At 66.4% G+C, this 15,764-nt stretch carries 18 protein-coding genes; 1 reads left to right on the top strand and 17 read right to left on the bottom strand.

The features are described 5' to 3' along the window. Nucleotides 1–31: 31 nt before the first annotated feature. Nucleotides 32–370: a DUF3135 domain-containing protein gene (locus ACB039_RS15285; RefSeq protein ID WP_042648746.1), complete on the bottom strand. Its 339-nt coding sequence runs from the start codon at nucleotides 368–370 to the stop codon at nucleotides 32–34. Between the two features lie 403 nt (nucleotides 371–773). Between ACB039_RS15285 and mog the strand changes: the two genes are divergently transcribed. Continuing rightward, on the top strand, nucleotides 774–1,304 hold the full coding sequence (gene mog / locus ACB039_RS15280) for a molybdopterin adenylyltransferase (RefSeq protein WP_371165971.1): 531 nt from the start codon (nucleotides 774–776) through the stop codon (nucleotides 1,302–1,304). Nucleotides 1,305–1,353: 49 nt separating this feature from the next. Here mog and ACB039_RS15275 read toward each other — a convergent pair whose 3' ends face one another. From ACB039_RS15275 to ACB039_RS15200, 16 genes are all read right to left on the bottom strand, one after another. Beyond that, nucleotides 1,354–1,767 (bottom strand): DUF2541 family protein, encoded by a 414-nt coding sequence (locus ACB039_RS15275; RefSeq protein ID WP_042648419.1) that lies wholly within the window; start codon nucleotides 1,765–1,767, stop codon nucleotides 1,354–1,356. Between the two features lie 101 nt (nucleotides 1,768–1,868). Beyond that, on the bottom strand, nucleotides 1,869–3,095 hold the full coding sequence (locus ACB039_RS15270; protein WP_042648420.1) for a beta-ketoacyl-ACP synthase: 1,227 nt from the start codon (nucleotides 3,093–3,095) through the stop codon (nucleotides 1,869–1,871). A gap of 91 nt (nucleotides 3,096–3,186) precedes the next feature. Then, nucleotides 3,187–3,912, bottom strand: a complete 726-nt coding sequence (locus ACB039_RS15265; protein ID WP_005332017.1) for a 3-ketoacyl-ACP reductase FabG2 — start codon at nucleotides 3,910–3,912, stop codon at nucleotides 3,187–3,189. Continuing rightward, the gene (locus ACB039_RS15260; protein WP_042648421.1) at nucleotides 3,909–4,382 is read right to left on the bottom strand and encodes a hotdog family protein; all 474 of its coding nucleotides are present in this window, start codon (nucleotides 4,380–4,382) and stop codon (nucleotides 3,909–3,911) included. Before ACB039_RS15260 ends, ACB039_RS15265 begins: the two co-directional genes overlap by 4 nt. Then, nucleotides 4,379–5,560, bottom strand: coding sequence for a beta-ketoacyl-[acyl-carrier-protein] synthase family protein (locus ACB039_RS15255; RefSeq protein WP_161506912.1), 1,182 nt, complete (start codon nucleotides 5,558–5,560; stop codon nucleotides 4,379–4,381). Before ACB039_RS15255 ends, ACB039_RS15260 begins: the two co-directional genes overlap by 4 nt. Continuing rightward, complete coding sequence (locus ACB039_RS15250) at nucleotides 5,557–6,114, bottom strand: DUF3261 domain-containing protein (RefSeq protein ID WP_371165970.1); 558 nt, start codon at nucleotides 6,112–6,114, stop codon at nucleotides 5,557–5,559. The genes ACB039_RS15255 and ACB039_RS15250 overlap by 4 nt, the downstream gene beginning before the upstream one ends. After that, nucleotides 6,111–8,468 (bottom strand): MMPL family transporter, encoded by a 2,358-nt coding sequence (locus ACB039_RS15245; protein WP_371165969.1) that lies wholly within the window; start codon nucleotides 8,466–8,468, stop codon nucleotides 6,111–6,113. The genes ACB039_RS15250 and ACB039_RS15245 overlap by 4 nt, the downstream gene beginning before the upstream one ends. A 50-nt stretch (nucleotides 8,469–8,518) precedes the next feature. After that, nucleotides 8,519–9,109 (bottom strand): outer membrane lipoprotein carrier protein LolA, encoded by a 591-nt coding sequence (locus ACB039_RS15240; protein WP_371165977.1) that lies wholly within the window; start codon nucleotides 9,107–9,109, stop codon nucleotides 8,519–8,521. Between the two features lie 20 nt (nucleotides 9,110–9,129). Continuing rightward, nucleotides 9,130–9,555: an acyl-CoA thioesterase gene (locus ACB039_RS15235; protein ID WP_371165976.1), complete on the bottom strand. Its 426-nt coding sequence runs from the start codon at nucleotides 9,553–9,555 to the stop codon at nucleotides 9,130–9,132. Between the two features lie 124 nt (nucleotides 9,556–9,679). Then, nucleotides 9,680–11,242, bottom strand: a complete 1,563-nt coding sequence (gene hutH / locus ACB039_RS15230; RefSeq protein WP_371165968.1) for a histidine ammonia-lyase — start codon at nucleotides 11,240–11,242, stop codon at nucleotides 9,680–9,682. After that, a complete protein-coding gene (locus tag ACB039_RS15225; RefSeq protein ID WP_371165967.1) occupies nucleotides 11,229–12,932 on the bottom strand; it encodes a glycosyltransferase in 1,704 nt (567 codons plus the stop codon). The genes hutH and ACB039_RS15225 overlap by 14 nt, the downstream gene beginning before the upstream one ends. After that, on the bottom strand, nucleotides 12,929–13,285 hold the full coding sequence (locus tag ACB039_RS15220) for a hydroxymyristoyl-ACP dehydratase (protein WP_371165966.1): 357 nt from the start codon (nucleotides 13,283–13,285) through the stop codon (nucleotides 12,929–12,931). Before ACB039_RS15220 ends, ACB039_RS15225 begins: the two co-directional genes overlap by 4 nt. After that, nucleotides 13,269–14,639: an AMP-binding protein gene (locus tag ACB039_RS15215; protein ID WP_371165965.1), complete on the bottom strand. Its 1,371-nt coding sequence runs from the start codon at nucleotides 14,637–14,639 to the stop codon at nucleotides 13,269–13,271. Before ACB039_RS15215 ends, ACB039_RS15220 begins: the two co-directional genes overlap by 17 nt. Continuing rightward, a complete protein-coding gene (locus ACB039_RS15210; protein WP_371165964.1) occupies nucleotides 14,636–15,223 on the bottom strand; it encodes a hypothetical protein in 588 nt (195 codons plus the stop codon). Before ACB039_RS15210 ends, ACB039_RS15215 begins: the two co-directional genes overlap by 4 nt. A 19-nt stretch (nucleotides 15,224–15,242) precedes the next feature. Beyond that, a complete protein-coding gene (locus ACB039_RS15205; protein ID WP_043762348.1) occupies nucleotides 15,243–15,491 on the bottom strand; it encodes an acyl carrier protein in 249 nt (82 codons plus the stop codon). 3 nt (nucleotides 15,492–15,494) lie between these two features. Further along, a complete protein-coding gene (locus tag ACB039_RS15200; RefSeq protein ID WP_371165963.1) occupies nucleotides 15,495–15,761 on the bottom strand; it encodes a phosphopantetheine-binding protein in 267 nt (88 codons plus the stop codon). Nucleotides 15,762–15,764 lie beyond the last annotated feature (3 nt).

Genomic DNA, 15,764 nt, shown 5'->3' with positions numbered 1-15,764 from the left:
GAAATAACGCGACTGGATGCCTGCCAACGCATTATTTATCCTTCACACGCTCTACCAGCCAGATCACATTGTTCGGCGGCACAATCTCTTCGCTCTCCTCCTGAGACGCCTCCTGCAGGTGAACGATGTGGCGGCGCATGGCATGAACGGATTCGTGCATCATGTTGGCGATCCGGATGCAGCTGTCCAGATTGTTCCTGGCGAGACGACGCTGACAGTCGATGCGAAACTGCAGGCCTCGCAACCGCCGTTGCTGCTCCGGCCCCACCTGCGCGATCAGTGCCTCTATCTGCTGGTGCAGCAAGGCATCGAGCCGCTCCGGCTCGGCCAGGGCCCAGTGTTTCAGCGTATCAAAATCCGGCATCTCCATATCCCCTCCTGGCCAGACGCCTGGCGTGAATCTGTGTGACCACACCCGGCACATCATTTCGCTGTCCATAAACAGGTTATATAAGATGGTGGCGATTTAGGGTCAGCCCGCACCGATCCACAGGAGTCTGATTTTTCATCCATTTGGCGAATATGGGTCGGAAGGAAATATTTATTCGTTATGATTCATGAAATTATCCCCATGCGACCTGCGTCACTTTTTTTATAAATTTTAAAGGCTTTTATGGTTCTTCTTATTCCCTATTCATCGATAGCGAATAAATCTGCTTTTCGTTCGACTCTCAAATCTGGCCTTCCTGTGTCACGCCCATGCCGGTGCTTTAACATATCTCACTGATTATGTTATTTTATTTACCACTTTTTCCAATGACCAAGGGCAGATCATGAGCAAGGCAAGAATCGGTATCGTCACCGTCAGCGATCGCGCCAGCGCGGGCATTTATGAGGACCTCTCCGGCAAGGCCATCATAGACACGCTGAACGCCTATCTGACCTCAGAGTGGGAGCCCGTCTATCAGGTGATCCCGGATGAGCAGGATCAGATCGAAGCGACCCTGGTCCGGCTGGCGGACCAGGAGCAGTGCTGCCTCATCGTCACCACCGGCGGCACAGGGCCGGCCAAGCGGGATGTGACACCGGAGGCGACCGAGGCGGTGTGCGATCGCATGATGCCGGGCTTTGGCGAACTGATGCGGGCCGAGTCCCTCAAGTTCGTGCCGACCGCCATCCTGTCGCGCCAGACCGCCGGCCTGCGCGGCAGTTCCCTCATCGTCAACCTGCCGGGCAAGCCCAAGTCCATCCGCGAGTGTCTGGATGCGGCCTTCCCCGCCATCCCCTACTGCATCGACCTGATGGAAGGGCCCTATCTCGAATGTGACGAAGCCGTCATCAAGCCGTTTCGCCCCAAGAAATAGGCTCTAAGTGGGCGGGGAGCTCCCCGTCCACCTCCCAACTTGCAGCCGTTTATTTGCGGCCGTATACCTTGACCCCCGCCTTGCTCCCTTCCGAATTGCCATAGACCTCGACTCGCTTGATGCAAACCCGACTGCCGAGGGATTTCCAGCCGGACTCCTGATCCTCTTTCAGGCTCTTGTCAAAGTGCAGGGTCTTGCTGCGGTCATTGCCGTAGATCACCTTGACCCTGTCCAGGGTCAGCTCCCTTCCCGCCTTGACCATGATGGACCTGGCCGGTCGGCAGATGATGATGGGAATAATGGCTGGGTGGTCGCCCACCCCCAGCAGGATGGTGTTACCCAGCCGAAATTCATCATCAGCCCTGACGGGCGAGGCCACCCCCCACCACAGGCAAGAGAGTAGAAAGGCCAGCAGACCACGGCGCAGCGAAGATTGAACAGAACAAAAAGCTAAAACAGACATGATGCCTCCCAACAAAGTGGGAGACATATTAATTAATCAAACCTAAACCAAAGCTGTACTGGAGCTGTACCGGGTGCAACCGGACGGGCTGGACAGCCCCCTCAACCCCAGCGCTTGAAGATGAGGGAAGTGTTGATACCACCGAAGGCGAAGTTGTTGGACATCAGGTAGTCCACCGCTAGCGTGCGGCCATTGCCCATCACGTGATCCAGCGGGGCACAGGCCGGATCCGGCTCGGTCAGGTTGATGGTGGGGGCAAACCAGCCCTCCTGCATCATCTCCAGCGCCAGCCAGGCCTCGATGGCGCCGCAGGCTCCCAGGGTATGGCCGAAGTAGCTCTTGAGCGACGATATGGGGGTCTTGTCGCCGAAGATGGCGGCGGTGGCGTGGCTCTCGGCGATGTCGCCCCGCTCGGTGGCGGTGCCGTGGGCGCTGATGTAGCCGATGTCGGCGGCCTTGAGTCCGGCCTGGGCCAGCGCCATCTCCATGCACAGCTGCATGGTCTCCTGCTGGGGCTGGGTCACGTGGGCGGCGTCGCAGTTGGTGGCAAAGCCCACCAGCTCGGCGAGGATGGTGGCCCCGCGCGCCTGCGCATGTTCCAGCTCCTCCAGCACCAGGGTGCCTGCCCCCTCGCCAATCACCAGCCCGTCCCGCTGCCGATCGAACGGTCGCGGCGCCAGCTCGGGGTTGTCGTTCATCTGGCTGGTGGCAAACAGGGTGTCGAACACCACGGCCTCCGACGGGCAGAGCTCCTCGGCCCCGCCGGCCACCATCAGGGTCTGATAGCCGTGCTTGATCGCCTCAAAGGCGTAGCCAATGCCCTGGCTGCCGGAGGTGCAGGCGCTGGAGGTAGGGATCACCCGCCCGCGCAGACCGAAGAAGAGGCCGGCATTGACCGCCGCCGTGTGCGGCATCATCTGTACATAGGTGGTGGCCGTGATGCTGGCGGTGCTCTTGTCGTTGAGCATGACCCCGAAGGCACGGATGGGCTCCGTGCTGCCAATGGAGGAGCCATAGGCGATGCCGGTGCGACCATCGGTCAGCACGGGGTGGTCGGTAAGTCCCGCCCGTGCCAGCGCCAGTTCGCTGGCCACGGTCGCCAGCTGGGAGACTCTCCCCATGGCCCGCGTCTTCTTGCGCGGATAGTGGGCGGGCAGCACAAAATCGGCAATGGGCGCCGCCAGCCGGGTGTTGAGCCCCTCGTAGATGGCCCATTCCGGCATGGCCACCACCGCATTGCGCCCCGCCTGCAACTTTGCCCGCACGCTCGGCCAGTCCTGGCCGAACGCCGTCACCCCGGCCATGCCGGTTACCACTACCCGCTTCATACCATACCGCCATTCGCAGAGATAAGCTGGCGTGCCACAGAGACAGCACCATGTTGAATCAACATCAGACAAGATCTCACCGACATCCGCGTCATACCATGCCCCCGTTGATGGAGATGACCTGACGCGTGACATAGCCGGCGATGTCCGACATCAGGTAAGAGACCAGCCCGGCCACCTCGTCAGCCTGCCCCATGCGCTTGAGCGGGATCAGTTTCAGCGCCTCGGCCTTCACCTCGGCATCCACCATGCCGGTGTCGATAAGGCCGGGTGCCACGCAGTTCACCGTGATCTTGCGCTTGGCGAGCTCCAGCGCCAGCGCCTTGGTGGCCCCCATGATGCCCGCCTTGGCGGCGCTGTAGTTGACCTGGCCCCGGTTGCCCATCAGGCCTGAGACCGAGGAGATGGTCACGATACGGCCGCCCCGGCGCAGGCCTATCATCGGCATGATGCAGGGCTTGAGCAGGTTGTAGAAGCCATCCAGATTGGTGTGCAGCACCCCGTCCCACTCTTCGTCGGTGAGGGCGGGAAAGGCGCCGTCACGGATGATGCCGGCATTGCAGACCACACCGTAATAGGCGCCGTGTTCGGCCATGTCGGCCTCCAGCCGCACGCGGCAACCCTGGCGATCGGCGATGTCGAACTGGATCAGGCGCCCCTGCCCACCGGCCGCTTGCAGGCTGGCCAGCGTCGCCTCGGCACCGGCGCGGTCGCCGTGGTAGTGCACCACGACGAGAAAACCGTCGGCGGCCAGCTTGAGGGCGATGGCGCGGCCTATCCCCTTGCTGGCGCCCGTGACCAATACGGTAGAGATCATGAAACGTCCTTCGCTAACAAATCGGATAACTCGCCGGGTGCGGGTTGATAGGTCGAGAGGCGTGCGGTGGCGCACTCCCGCCCATCTTGCAGGATCCGGCATTCGAAACTGGCCATGCCGCCGTCTTGCAACAGGCAGCTGGCCTCTATGGTGAGCAGGGCCCCCGCAGCAAAGCTAGTGGGCTGGCAGCGGTACTTGCGGGTGCCGAGCAGCATGCCAATACGCACCGGCTCACCGCGCAATCGCCCCTGCATGCCAGCCCAGGCGGCGATGGTCTGGGCCATCAGCTCGATGCCGACCCAGCCGGGCAACGAGCCCTCGCCATCCAGCAACAAGGCGTGGCGGGCACCGACACGGGTCTCGCAGCGCGCCCGGCTCGCATCCACGGCGCAGAGCCGGTCCAGCAGCAACATGGGGGCCTGATGAGGCAGCAGGGTCTCGATGGCGGGCAACGGTGTGAGCTCATTCATGAGGCAGATCTCCCGAACAGCAGGCTGACATTGTTGCCACCGAAGGCAAAGGAGTTGGAGAGGATCCGGGGCGTCGCCAGCGGGGTGGTGCCACTCACCAGCCGGATGGGCGCCAACGCCGGATCCGCCGTCATCACCCGCTGGGGTGGCAACGGCAGTGCCCGCTCCAGCAGCAGGCAGGCGAGCGCAGCCTCGATGGCCCCCGCCGCCCCCAGAACATGGCCGGTGAGCGGCTTGGTGGAGCTGCAAGGCACCCTGTCCCCGAACAGGCGATAGACGGCCTGGCTCTCCATGGCGTCATTGAGGCGGGTAGCGGTGCCGTGCAGGTTGATGTAACCCACCTGCTCCGGCGTCAGACCTGCCTGGGCCAGCGCCATGCCCATGGCCGCCTCGGCCCCCACGCCGTCTGGATGCGGCGCCGAGATGTGCCAGGCATCGGACGACTCCCCCGCCCCCAGCAGCGCAATCGGCGCAGGCTGTCTGCTCAGCAGAAACAGCGCCGCCCCCTCGCCGATGTTGATCCCCTGGCGGTCGTTGTCGAAGGGCTGGCAGAGGGTGCCACTGAGGGACTCCAGGCTGTCAAAACCGTTGAGAGTCAGCCCGCACAGGCTGTCGGCGCCCCCCACCAGCACCGCATCCACCAGTCCGGCCGCCAGCATCCGCTGACCGCTGATGAAGGCGCGGGCGCTGGAGGAGCAGGCGGTGGAGAGGGTGTAAGCGGGTCCTTCCAGGCCGAGGTGGCGAGCCAGAAATTCGGACGGGGAGCCCAGCTCCTGCTGACGATAGTCAAAGGCCGTTGGCACCGCCTCCCCCCGCCGGTCGGCGGCGATCGCCAGCTCGGCCTCGCCGATCCCGGCGGTGCTGGTGCCGAGCACCAGCCCCACCCGCGCAGGGCCAAACGTCGCCAGCGCCTCGTCGAGGGCGGGCCGGATCTGGGCCAACGCCGCCAGCAGCAGCTGGTTGTTGCGCGAGGCGTAAGGAGCCAGCGCCGCCGGTATGGCCGGCAACTCGCCCTCTACCCGTCCCACCGGGGTCAGGCGGCCATCCAGCAAGGCCTGGTTGTGGCGGGTGAGCGGCGTGCTCCCCTTGGCCTGCCAGGCCAGCAGGGCCTCGGCGCTGGCATCAACGCCCTCACCCAGTGCCGAGATGAGGCCATAGGCGGTGATAAAACAGCTCATCGGCTCAGGGTCTCCAGTTGCAGGCGGTAGTGGAATACGTGCTGCTGCAGGCTGACCGGCTCGCGCACGCCGTCGATGTCGCGGTAATGGATCTCGCTGACCAGGGTGCCATCGGGGGCACGCAGCCGGCGCGTCAGCCCTTCGTCGTGCAGCGTCCAGCCCAGTGGCAACTGCGGCTGCCAGCTCGCCAACGGCCAGTAGCAGAGCATGACGTCCGCCAGCACCTGGGTCACAGGCGGCATGCCGGTGGCGAGCAGCGGGCTCAGTTGTTGGGTCGCTATGCCCTGCTGATCGTAACGCACTCGGAACAGCCGTACCCCGCTCGGGGTCAGGCCGACCAGGGTCAGCTGGTGTCCATCGGCCTCCAGCACCGTCATCAGCTGATGGGCGCTCTCACCCACTGTGGCCGTCAGCAACTGCTGGCGATAGAAGGGGGTGGCCAGCACGGGGGCCGGCAGCACCATGACGCTGCTCTTGTCGAGATAGGCGGTGGGGGCCGGTTGGCTGCTGCAGCCCCCCACCAAGAGGATGAGTAATGCGAACAGTGATCTCATGGTTGCTCAGGCTCCCGCTCGTCATGCCTCCGCTTGTCCGTTTCCCTGTCCAGCACCAGGGGCGACAACAGGAAGGCGGTAAAGATACCGCCGCTCAGCACCAGACCAAAGCCCGCGATGGCGGGGGTGTGACTCAGCGCCAGCAGACCGAAGGCCAGCTGGGTGGTGAGGTTCGCCAGCAGGATGGCGAGCAGGGTGGCACTCTGCCGCGTCAGCTCGTGCCCGCTGTGGGCGAAAAAGAGACCATAGTCGATGCCGATGCCGAAGATGAGGCTGAGCGCCAGCACCCCGAACAGGGTGAGCGGCTGGCCGCAGGCGGCGAGCAGCGCCAACCCCATGGCCAGCGCAATCAGGTTGACCAGCAGCACCCGGGCCGCCCGGGCCGCCCCCATCCGCCGCCAGAGCAGCAGGGCCACCAGGCCGATGGCCACCGACAGCAGCTCCGCAAGCTTGATCCGGTAGTGGGCGAACAGCTGGCTCCACTCGCTGCGCTGATCCTGCCAGTAGACTCCCTGCTCGGTCGCCGCCAGCGCCGTCAGGGCCCCTTCGTCCACCACCCCCACCAGCGGCACCCAGATGGCGACGCGGCCATCGTCCAGCGAGTGCCACAGCAGACGGCTCCCCTCGCTGACCGGGCTGGCCAACCAGGCCGCCGGGGTCAGCCAACCGGGCTCGCGGGCGGGCGCTTGCCCCCCTGCTGGTATTGGCACCCCGGCCTCTTGCAGCCGGGTCACCACTTGGGGCAGCAGGGCCCGGATGGCTGCCGCATCCTGCTGCTGACGCACCAGCGAAGGCAGCCAGCGGGAAAGAGAGACAAAATCCTGCAGCACACCGCGCTGTTTAAGCTCGGCCAGCCGGCCGTCGAGCCGCTCCAGTCGTTGCAGCGCCTGTTCGCCGTCCGCTCCCGTCACCAGAAAACCCTGCATGCCGCCCTGCTGGCCGGTCAGGGTCTTGATCTGGTTCTCCTGCGCCTGCAGTTCCACCGGCAAGGGTTGCAGCCGGCGGATGTCGTCATCCACCCGCAGCTGGCTGATGCCAAGAGCGGCCAGCAGCAGGCAGCAGAGCGGCAGGCCGATACGCACCAGCGGGCGTTGCCGCCAGGCCCTGAGCCAGGCCATCAGCAGTGGCTGAATGACCAGGGGCCGGGTCGGCAGCGGGCCGGCCCAGCGCGGAAACAGGCAGAGCACGGTGATGAAGGCGCTGAACAGGCCCGCCAGCGCACACACCGCCAGCTGCTGCAGCCCGGGGAAGGGGGCGAACCAGAGCAGGCCATAACCGATCAGGGTCGTCAGCACCGCCAGCGACAGGCTCGGCAGCAGCCGTAGCCGGGTCTGATGCGCGCTCTCGTCGCCGCCGTGCAACCGCCGATCGCACAGGAAGTGGATGGCGTAATCGATGGCGATGCCGATGAGGCTGCTGCTGATGACCAGGGTGAAGACATGGATCTCGCCAAACAGGATGAGCACGGCACCCAGCCCCCACATCAGCCCCACGCCGATGGGCAGCAGGGAGAGCAGCAGCGCCCGGGTCGAGCGGAACACGCCCCAGATCAGCAGGATGACCCCGATCATGGAGCCAAGCCCTATGGTGGAGATGTCCTGCTGGGCCAGGTTGCTGGCGTGCTGGCTGTAGAAGAGGGTGCCACGGCGCAGCAGCTCGGCACCGGGATAAGCCTGGGCCAGCCGCTGCTCGGCGTTGTCGAGCGCCCTCAGCACCCCCTGATTGCGCTGGATGTCGAAGGCGGAGAGATCCAGCTCGGCGCGCACCATGTACCAGTCACGCCCCCCCTTGTCCCGGCTGACCAGCCAGCCCGCCTTGAGCTGCATGGGGCCGCTGACCTCGGCCAGCACCCCGGCCCGGGTCAGCAGCAGCGGATCGCTCTGCCACTCGGCGCGAGAGACGCCGCCAAAGGGCGAGTAGATCTGGCCGAGCACCCACTGGCTCCAGCCCTCGGCGCCAGCCGCCAGCCGGGCCCGGCTCGCCTCATCCAGCCGCTGCCAGGCGAGATCGTGCAGATAGTCCTGCCAGGCGGAGGCCAGCTCGGGCTGATGCCCCTTGATGTGGGAGAAGGCCGCTATCTGGCCGAGTTGTGTTATCCATAGCTCGGCCGCCGCCTGCCCGTTCTGTCCGGCTGGCAGACTCAGCATCCAGACCAGCTGGCGATCGAGCTGCTGCAGCAAGCCCTGCTGCAGGGCCGGATCCAGATCGCTGCGGGATGCGTGGGGCAGCAGATCCATCAGGCTGGTGTTGATGCGGCTGTGGGGCAGCTGCCAGGCGAGTACCGCCGCCAGCAGCAGACAGAGGCCGATCCAGATAGTGCCAAGCCGATGCCAGGTGGTTTCAGCTTGCAGCAAGGTCGACTCTCCCGGCCAGAACACGGGCAGTGGCTTGGCGCGATGCGGGGCTAGTGGGCAGCAAAGCGGGCCTGCTCCTCAGGGGTCAATGGCAGGGGGCGCTCGCACCAGCCACTGAAGCGGATGCGGGTGCTGTCACCCTGCTTGTCGGCGATAAGCAGCTGATCCAACTGCCCTTGCCCGCTCAGGGTGAGGCTGGCGAACACCTTGTCGAGCGGCGCCTGCGTGGGCACCATCACCAGCTGCCAGCCCGCCTCCGAGCTCTGGAAATCGATGCTGAAGTAGCGGCTCAGGGTCGCCTCGTCCGAGCCGAACAGCGCCAGCAGCATCTGGCTGAATTCCAGCAGTTGGGGGCTGTCGATGACGGTGGCGGGCTGACCCGCCACCTGCTGCACCATGCGTTGCGGCGTCAGGGTCAGCGTCAGGGCAAAGGGCTTCTGCTGCTGCCACCAGAGGCCGAGGTCGCGCACCAGCAGCAGCTCGCCGGATGCCTTGAGCGGCTGGCTCAGTCCCGCCACCTGTTTCTCCTGCTCGAAATGGGCCTGCCGGGCCGGGCTCAAGGTCAGCAACTGCTGCACCTGGTCACGGGTCAGGGGGGCCGCCTGCAGTGGCCACGCCAGCAGCAGGACCAGTCCGACCATCAGCCGGTTCAGAAGAGGGGTCACTGGCTCACCCCCAGCTTGTCCAGCAGCACCTGGGGCGAGGCCAGGCACATCTCGCCGCTCGTCTTGCTCACCGCCACCTGGATGCTGTAACCCTTGCTGGTGCGGGTGCCGCTCACGGCGTCGCTCAGCAGGTAGTCGATCTTCAAGCGGTTCTGGTACTCGGTCAGGGTGGCGCGCACCCGCACCCGCTGGCCGAAGCGCAGCGACGCCAGGTACTTCATCCGGGTGTCGATGATGGGCCAGAGGTAGCCGGAGGCCTCCATCTGCGGATAGTTGTAATCGATGAGGTCGAGCAGGGCGCAGCGGGCCAGCTCGATGTAGCGAAAGTAGTGGCCGTGCCAGGCGACCGCCATCATGTCCACGTCGTGGAATGGGATGGTCACCTCGATCTCAGTACTGATCTGCCAGGGTTCTTGCTGCATGGTTTTTCTCACAAGTCGTCTCCCCGCCAGCGCGACACAGCCGCCCAGTCCACGTCATGGAATGGGATGGTCACCTCGATCTCCGTGCTGATCTGCCAGGGTTCAGACGTAGTCTGGATACGGCTCATAGTGAAGATTCCTGATAGAGGGGGTAGTGGCGCTGGCGAATGCGGGCGATCAGCGCCCTCAGCTCGGGCTCGAGCCCCCGGTCTTCCAGCAGCGGGGCGAACTCGGCCCGCACCTGCACGATCATGTCGGCCAGCGCCGTGCCGAGCGGGCGGGTCAAGGGAGTGGGTCGGGCGAGACGCTGCTCGACCCCTTGCACCGCCGCCAGCAGGCAGGCGGCCGCGACCTGTTCGGTCAGGGTCAGCACCCGCAGCGCATCGCGCGCCGCTATGGTGCCCATGCTCACCTTGTCCTGGTTGTGGCACTCGGTGGAGCGGGAGAAGACGCTGGCGGGCATGGTCTGCTTGAGCGCCTCCGCAGTCCAGGCCGAGACACCGATCTGCACCGCCTTGAAGCCGTGGTTGATCATCTGCCGCTCATCCGGCGCGCCGGAGAGGTTGCTCGGCAGGCCGCCGTTGAACTTGCTGTCCACCAGCTGTGCCAGCTGGCGATCCAGCAGGTCGGCCAGGTTGGCGACGGCCGTCTTCATGCTGTCCATGGCCATGGCGATGTGACCGCCGTAGAAGTGGCCGCCGTGCATCACGTGCTCCCCCTCCCCGTCGATCAGCGGGTTGTCGTTGGCGCTGTTGAGCTCGTTTTCGATGAGCTGGCGCCACCAGGGCAGGCTGTCGGCCACCACCCCGATGACGTGGGGGGCGCAGCGCAACGAGTATCTGTCCTGCAGCCGGTCGCTGTGGCGCGGCAGCTCGCCGGCCACCAGATCCGACCTCAGCCAGGCCGCGAGCCCCTGCATGCCGGGGTGCGGCTTGGCGGCAAACAACCGCTCGTCGAAGTGGAAGGCGTTGCCCCCCATGGCGACGCTCACCAGCGCGGTGATCCGAGTCGCCAGCCGCATCAGGTAGTCGGTGCGGGCATAGGCGAGGCAGGCCAGCGCCGTCATCACCGAGGTGCCGTTCATCAGTGCCAGCCCCTCTTTCGGTCGCAGGGTCAGGGGGGTGACTCCCAGCTCCTGATAGACCTCGGCGGCGGGGCGCAGCACACCATCATGATGGAGCTCGCGCTCCCCCACCAGCACGGCGGCGACGTAGGAGAGCGGCGTCAGATCGCCGCTGGCCCCGACGGAACCCTCTTCCGGGATACGCGGCACCAGATCCTGCTCCAGCAGCCAGCAGAGCCGCTCAAGCAAACCCGGACTGACCCCGGAAACTCCCTGCGCCAGGGAGCAGAGCCGGGTCGCCAGCACGGCGCGGGCGGCATCGAGATCGAGATCCGCCCCCAGCCCGCAGCCGTGGAAGCGGGTCAGGTGCAGCGGCAGCTCTGGCACCAGCTCGGTCGGCACCGGCCGGGTCACCGAGTCGCCGTAGCCTGTGGTCACCCCGTAGATGACCCCCTCTTCGGCCAGCAGGCGGTCGAGGAAGTCGGCGCCCCGCTGGATGCGGGCCATGAAGGCGGGATCCGGGTTCAACTCGGGGGTGGCACGGCGCTCGGCCAGGGCCACCACGTCTTCGATGGTCAGCGGCTCGACACCGAAGACAACCCTTCTCATCTCACTCTTGTTCATCGGTCAGCTGCCAGAAATCAAAAAAGTTGAACCAGTCCAGGGGGGCGTGCAGGCAGTGATGCTGCAGGCGATCGGCATAGGCCTGCACCCGGGACGCGAGTATCTCCTGGCGCCCCTGCCGCGGCAGGGGCTGGCCGTCGGAGAAGGGCTCGAAATGCACCCGAAAACGCCCCTGCTCCTTGAGGCCGAACAGCAGGTAGACGGGGCAACCCAGCACGCTGCTGAGCACGAAGGGGCCGAGGGGAAACGGCGCCGGCGCGCCGAGAAAGTCGGCCCAGATCACCCGCTTCTCCCGGGTCACCGAGGTGCGATCGCCGACGATCACCACCCACTCCCCCCGATCCAGCTTCTCCTTGAGCAGGATGGCGGTGTCGGCCCCCAGCTCCTGCACCTGAATGAGGTTGAGGTGCGAATCCGGGTTGATCTGTTTGAGCAGGGCGTTGAAGCGGGCCGCGTGGTGGGTAAAGACCAACGCATTGATGCGCAGCCCCTGCTTGCGACTGCCGAGGGCCCGGCACAGCTCGAGATCCCCGAGGTGAGAGCCCAGCAGCAGGACCCCCTTGCCGCTGGCGATGGCCGCCTCGTAGTGCTCCGTCCCCACCACCTCTATCTCCTGCTCGGTGATGTCGCCGCGCCAGCCCGCCAGCTTGTCGAGGGCCGCCTCGCCAAAGCGCAGGAAGTGGCGAAAGCTCGATCTCGGCTCGGCGGGCAGCGCCACGCCGCACTCGCCGGCGAAGTCCTCGAGCCGCGCCAGATAGGCTTGGGATGCCTCCCGCTGGGCACGACCGGTCAGCCAGAAGTAGCCGATGACCGGATAGAGCAGCAGGGAGAAGCCCCGGCGCCCCAGCAGACGGTAGCTGGCCAGCATGATCTGCATGCCGAGCAGCGAGCCCCGCTCCGGGGTGCGCGACCAGTGGGTGCGGCGCTCGCGCCACAGCCGGGTGACCCGGGCGCCCAGACGGGCGGGCCAGCGGCAGAGGCGCAGCAGCAGATCCCACAGCAGGCGGCACACCAACCGGGTGTGCATCCAGGAGATGTCGCGGTTGTCGCGCCAGAGCCGGAAGTGGGAGCGCCCGTCGACGGGGTAGATGACCCGGGTCGGCACGAAGCGCATCGGCACCCCGGCCCAATGGAGGCGCACCATCACCTCGGTGTCAAAGTCCATCCGTCTGCCGAGGGCCACGCGATCCAGCAGGGCGCAGGTGGACGCCAGTGGATAGACCCGAAAGCCGCACATGCTGTCCTTGATGGCGAACGACAGAGTCTCTATCCAGACCCAGACATGGGTGATGTAGCGGCCGTAGAGGCGCCCCTTGGGGACGGAGTCGTCGTAGAGCGGGCGGCCGGAGACGAGCGCCGCCGGGTGCTGGCGCGCCTCCGCCAGCAGGGTCGGCAGATCGGCTAGATCGTGCTGGCCGTCGGCATCCACCTGCAGGGCGTGGCTGAAACCGAGCTCATGGGCGCGGCGCAGTCCCGTCATCACGGCGCCCCCCTTGCCCTGGTTGTGGGGATGGCGCAGCAGGGTGACCCAGGGGTGCTGGGCGGCCAGCGCATCGAGCTTGGCGGCGGCGACGGGCTCGCTGCCATCGTCGACCAGCAGGCAGGGCAGCCCGAATTCGGCCAGCCGCGCCAGCACGGCGGTCAGCGGCTCGGCGTGGTTGTAACAGGGGATGAGGAGGCAAGGGTTCATGGGATCAGGCGCACCCGTCCGCTGCTCGCCGGCTCATCCCCGAGCAGGTAGCTGAAGAGGAGCTGGCCCTTGTCGGCCTGCCACTGCAGGCTCAGGCTGCACTCGGCACCGGGGCGCAGCGGGCGCTGGAACTTGAGCTGATCCACCCCGTGAAACGGTTGCGTCAGCTGGAGCCGGCTGGCGGCGTAGTGCATCACCCAGTGGACCTGGGTCACCCCGGGCAGCAGGGGCGCCCCGGGAAAGTGACCCGCAAACCAGGGCAGTGCAGGATCGAGTCGCAGCCGCAGGCGCACGCCATCGACCAACACCTCGCAACCCAGTTCGGTCGGCAGCGTGTCAGCGGACAGGCTCATCAAACAGCTCCTTGAGTTGTGGCCAGGGGCGTTTGCCCTGGGCGTTGACGGGCATGTGCGCGACCCGGCGCACGCTACGCGGCAGGGCAACCGGCTCGAGCCAGGGGCGCAGCTGCTGGCGCAGGGCCAGGAGGAAGCGACCCTGACCGAGCTCGTCCCAGCGGGCGGCGCCCGCCTCGCTCAGCACCAGCACGGCACCGAGGATCTGGCGATGGCTCTGTTGCAGCGCCAGCACGGCGGCCGATTCCACCTCCGCCAGGGCCTGCAGGCGCGCCTCCACCTCGTCGAGGGAGATCCGCTTCTCCTCCAGCTTGACGATCCTGTCCTGACGCCCCAACAGCTCGAAACCCTCCTCGTGCAGGGCGATGCGATCGGCGCAGGCCAGCCAGTCGTTCTCTGCCAGGAAGGGGGAGCGCAGCAGCAGGCCCTGATCCGGGCCGACCCGCACCTCGACCCCGGGCAGCGCCGTCCAGGGGGTCTGCTCCCGATGGCGCTGACGCCAGCCGATGCCGCCGGTCTCGCTGCTGCCGAAGATCTCCACCGGCAGCTGACCGAGCAGCGCCCGGGCTTGCCGGACATCTTCCAGCTGCAGGGGGCCGCCGGAGGAGACGATCAACCGGCAGCCGGCGGCGGGCATGGCCGGATCGAGCCGGCTCAGGAACGCAGGGGAGGCGATCAGGCACCAGGGAGCGCCTTGCGCCGCCAGCTGCTCCGGGTAGTCGATGGTGCGGCGATCGAACGGGCGGCCGAGGGCCAGCGGCAGCAGGATGCGAAACAGCAGCCCGTAGATATGCTGGTGGCTCACACTGGCCAGCACCCGGGCGTCGGCCAGCCGCTCACCCCACAGCGCCATCTGCACCCGCAACTCTGCCTCCAGCTGGGGCCAGGCCTTGGGGATCGCCTTGGGCTCGCCGGTGGAACCGGAGCTGAACAGGGTGAGATCGAGACGCTCGGGCGGCAGGGCCGCGCCGTCGGCTTCCCGCTCGTCATCCGCCACCAGCAGCGGCAGCCTGAGTTGAGGCACGGCAAGTGCCGCACCGGGCAGCTCGCCGTCTGTGAGCAGGCCGTCGAACTGCGCCTGCAGCGCCTGCAAACCGGCCAGCCGCTGATGGCCCGGCAGGATTGCCTGATAGCCACCGAGGGCGCAGGCGAGCAGTGCTTGCGTGAACAGCAGGCTGTCATCGAAGCAGAGCGCCCAGCGCATGCCGGGCCGATCTGGGCCGGCCAGACGGGCCATGGCCCGCGCCAGCTGCAGGCTGCCGCGGCGCAGCTCGGCCAGGGTCACCTCGCCATCCGGGCCGAACGCCACCACCAGCTCGCCGTCTCGCTGCCAGATAGTTTTCAGCAGGGTCATGGGGCCAGCCTCTTGAGCAGGCGGCGGCGTACCAGATACTCAGCGCCCATCAGGCCGCCCATCAGGGCGTAGCTGACGAGGCCGTTGTAGAGGCTCCAGAGCGCCAGATCCCCGTGCCAGATGGTGGCGGCCGCCAGGGTGCCGTTGAACATGAAGAAGCCGCACCAGACCTGGGTCACCCGCCGGGTGTAGCCGATTGCGGCGGCCGGCAAATCAGGATCCTGCAAGCGGGCCAGCCGCTCCACCAGGCTCATGGGGCGGGTCAGGCTCCAGCCGAACAGACAGAGCAGGGAGAGGCTCACCGCCAGGGGGTAGTAGAGCAGCCAGTGCCGGGCGCTGAACAGGGCAGAGAGCAGGGTCAGCCCCAGCCCGATGCAGGCCAGCAGGCGCCCCAGCCAGAGCCACTCCGGCAGCGGCCCGAGCCGGACCCGCCCCTTGAGCAGGCCAGGCAAGAGTCGCAGCGAAAAGAGAAGCAGCAGGACGAGCAGCAGCGGGGTCTGACCGGCACGGGTCAGCCCCCAGTAAACCGCCAGCGGGTAGAGCAGCAGGACACCACCGGCCAGCCAGGAGAGCCAGTGCGTCATGATTTGGCGCGAACCGGCATCAGGCGTCGGCCAGCAGACGCTCGACCGCATCCACCACGTCGTTGACGCTGCGCACCGACTTGAACTCCTCCGGCTTGATCTTCTTGCCGGTCAGCTTCTGCAGGTGCACCACCAGATCGATGGCGTCGATGCTGTCGAGCTCGAGATCCTGGTAGAGACGGGCCTCGGGGGTGACGGCCTCTTCGTCGACTTCGAACAGCTCGACGAGGGCGGCCTGGATCTGGGCAAAGATATCGTCACGGGTCATGGCTCAGGCCTCCCCTTTAGACTGGGCCTGCACCAGGGCCACCAGGGCTGCGACACAGGCAAAGTGGCGACGGGTGTTCTCATCCTCGGCGGAGAGCACTATGCCGTAGCGTCCCTTGATGGCAAGGCCCAACTCCAGCGCATCGATGGAGTCCAGCCCCAGGCCGTCACCGAACAAGGGGGCCTGGCTGTCGATGTCGTCAGGGGTGAGCCCTTCGAGGTTGAGACTGTCGATGATGAGTTGTTTTATCTCTAGATGCAGGTCTTGCATAAC

The organism is Aeromonas sp. S2(2024) (assembly GCF_041402505.1).
In the GTDB taxonomy this organism is placed as follows: domain Bacteria; phylum Pseudomonadota; class Gammaproteobacteria; order Enterobacterales; family Aeromonadaceae; genus Aeromonas; species Aeromonas media.
This window is presented reverse-complemented; position numbering and strand designations above follow the sequence as displayed.

Coding starts and splice junctions, on each gene's coding strand:
- ACB039_RS15285 (WP_042648746.1), bottom strand. CDS start 370: ATGGAGATGCCGGATTTTGATACGCTGAAACACTGGGCCCTGGCCGAG.
- mog (WP_371165971.1), top strand. CDS start 774: ATGAGCAAGGCAAGAATCGGTATCGTCACCGTCAGCGATCGCGCCAGC.
- ACB039_RS15275 (WP_042648419.1), bottom strand. CDS start 1,767: ATGTCTGTTTTAGCTTTTTGTTCTGTTCAATCTTCGCTGCGCCGTGGT.
- ACB039_RS15270 (WP_042648420.1), bottom strand. CDS start 3,095: ATGAAGCGGGTAGTGGTAACCGGCATGGCCGGGGTGACGGCGTTCGGC.
- ACB039_RS15265 (WP_005332017.1), bottom strand. CDS start 3,912: ATGATCTCTACCGTATTGGTCACGGGCGCCAGCAAGGGGATAGGCCGC.
- ACB039_RS15260 (WP_042648421.1), bottom strand. CDS start 4,382: ATGAATGAGCTCACACCGTTGCCCGCCATCGAGACCCTGCTGCCTCAT.
- ACB039_RS15255 (WP_161506912.1), bottom strand. CDS start 5,560: ATGAGCTGTTTTATCACCGCCTATGGCCTCATCTCGGCACTGGGTGAG.
- ACB039_RS15250 (WP_371165970.1), bottom strand. CDS start 6,114: ATGAGATCACTGTTCGCATTACTCATCCTCTTGGTGGGGGGCTGCAGC.
- ACB039_RS15240 (WP_371165977.1), bottom strand. CDS start 9,109: ATGGTCGGACTGGTCCTGCTGCTGGCGTGGCCACTGCAGGCGGCCCCC.
- ACB039_RS15235 (WP_371165976.1), bottom strand. CDS start 9,555: ATGCAGCAAGAACCCTGGCAGATCAGTACTGAGATCGAGGTGACCATC.
- hutH (WP_371165968.1), bottom strand. CDS start 11,242: ATGAACAAGAGTGAGATGAGAAGGGTTGTCTTCGGTGTCGAGCCGCTG.
- ACB039_RS15225 (WP_371165967.1), bottom strand. CDS start 12,932: ATGAACCCTTGCCTCCTCATCCCCTGTTACAACCACGCCGAGCCGCTG.
- ACB039_RS15220 (WP_371165966.1), bottom strand. CDS start 13,285: ATGAGCCTGTCCGCTGACACGCTGCCGACCGAACTGGGTTGCGAGGTG.
- ACB039_RS15215 (WP_371165965.1), bottom strand. CDS start 14,639: ATGACCCTGCTGAAAACTATCTGGCAGCGAGACGGCGAGCTGGTGGTG.
- ACB039_RS15210 (WP_371165964.1), bottom strand. CDS start 15,223: ATGACGCACTGGCTCTCCTGGCTGGCCGGTGGTGTCCTGCTGCTCTAC.
- ACB039_RS15205 (WP_043762348.1), bottom strand. CDS start 15,491: ATGACCCGTGACGATATCTTTGCCCAGATCCAGGCCGCCCTCGTCGAG.
- ACB039_RS15200 (WP_371165963.1), bottom strand. CDS start 15,761: ATGCAAGACCTGCATCTAGAGATAAAACAACTCATCATCGACAGTCTC.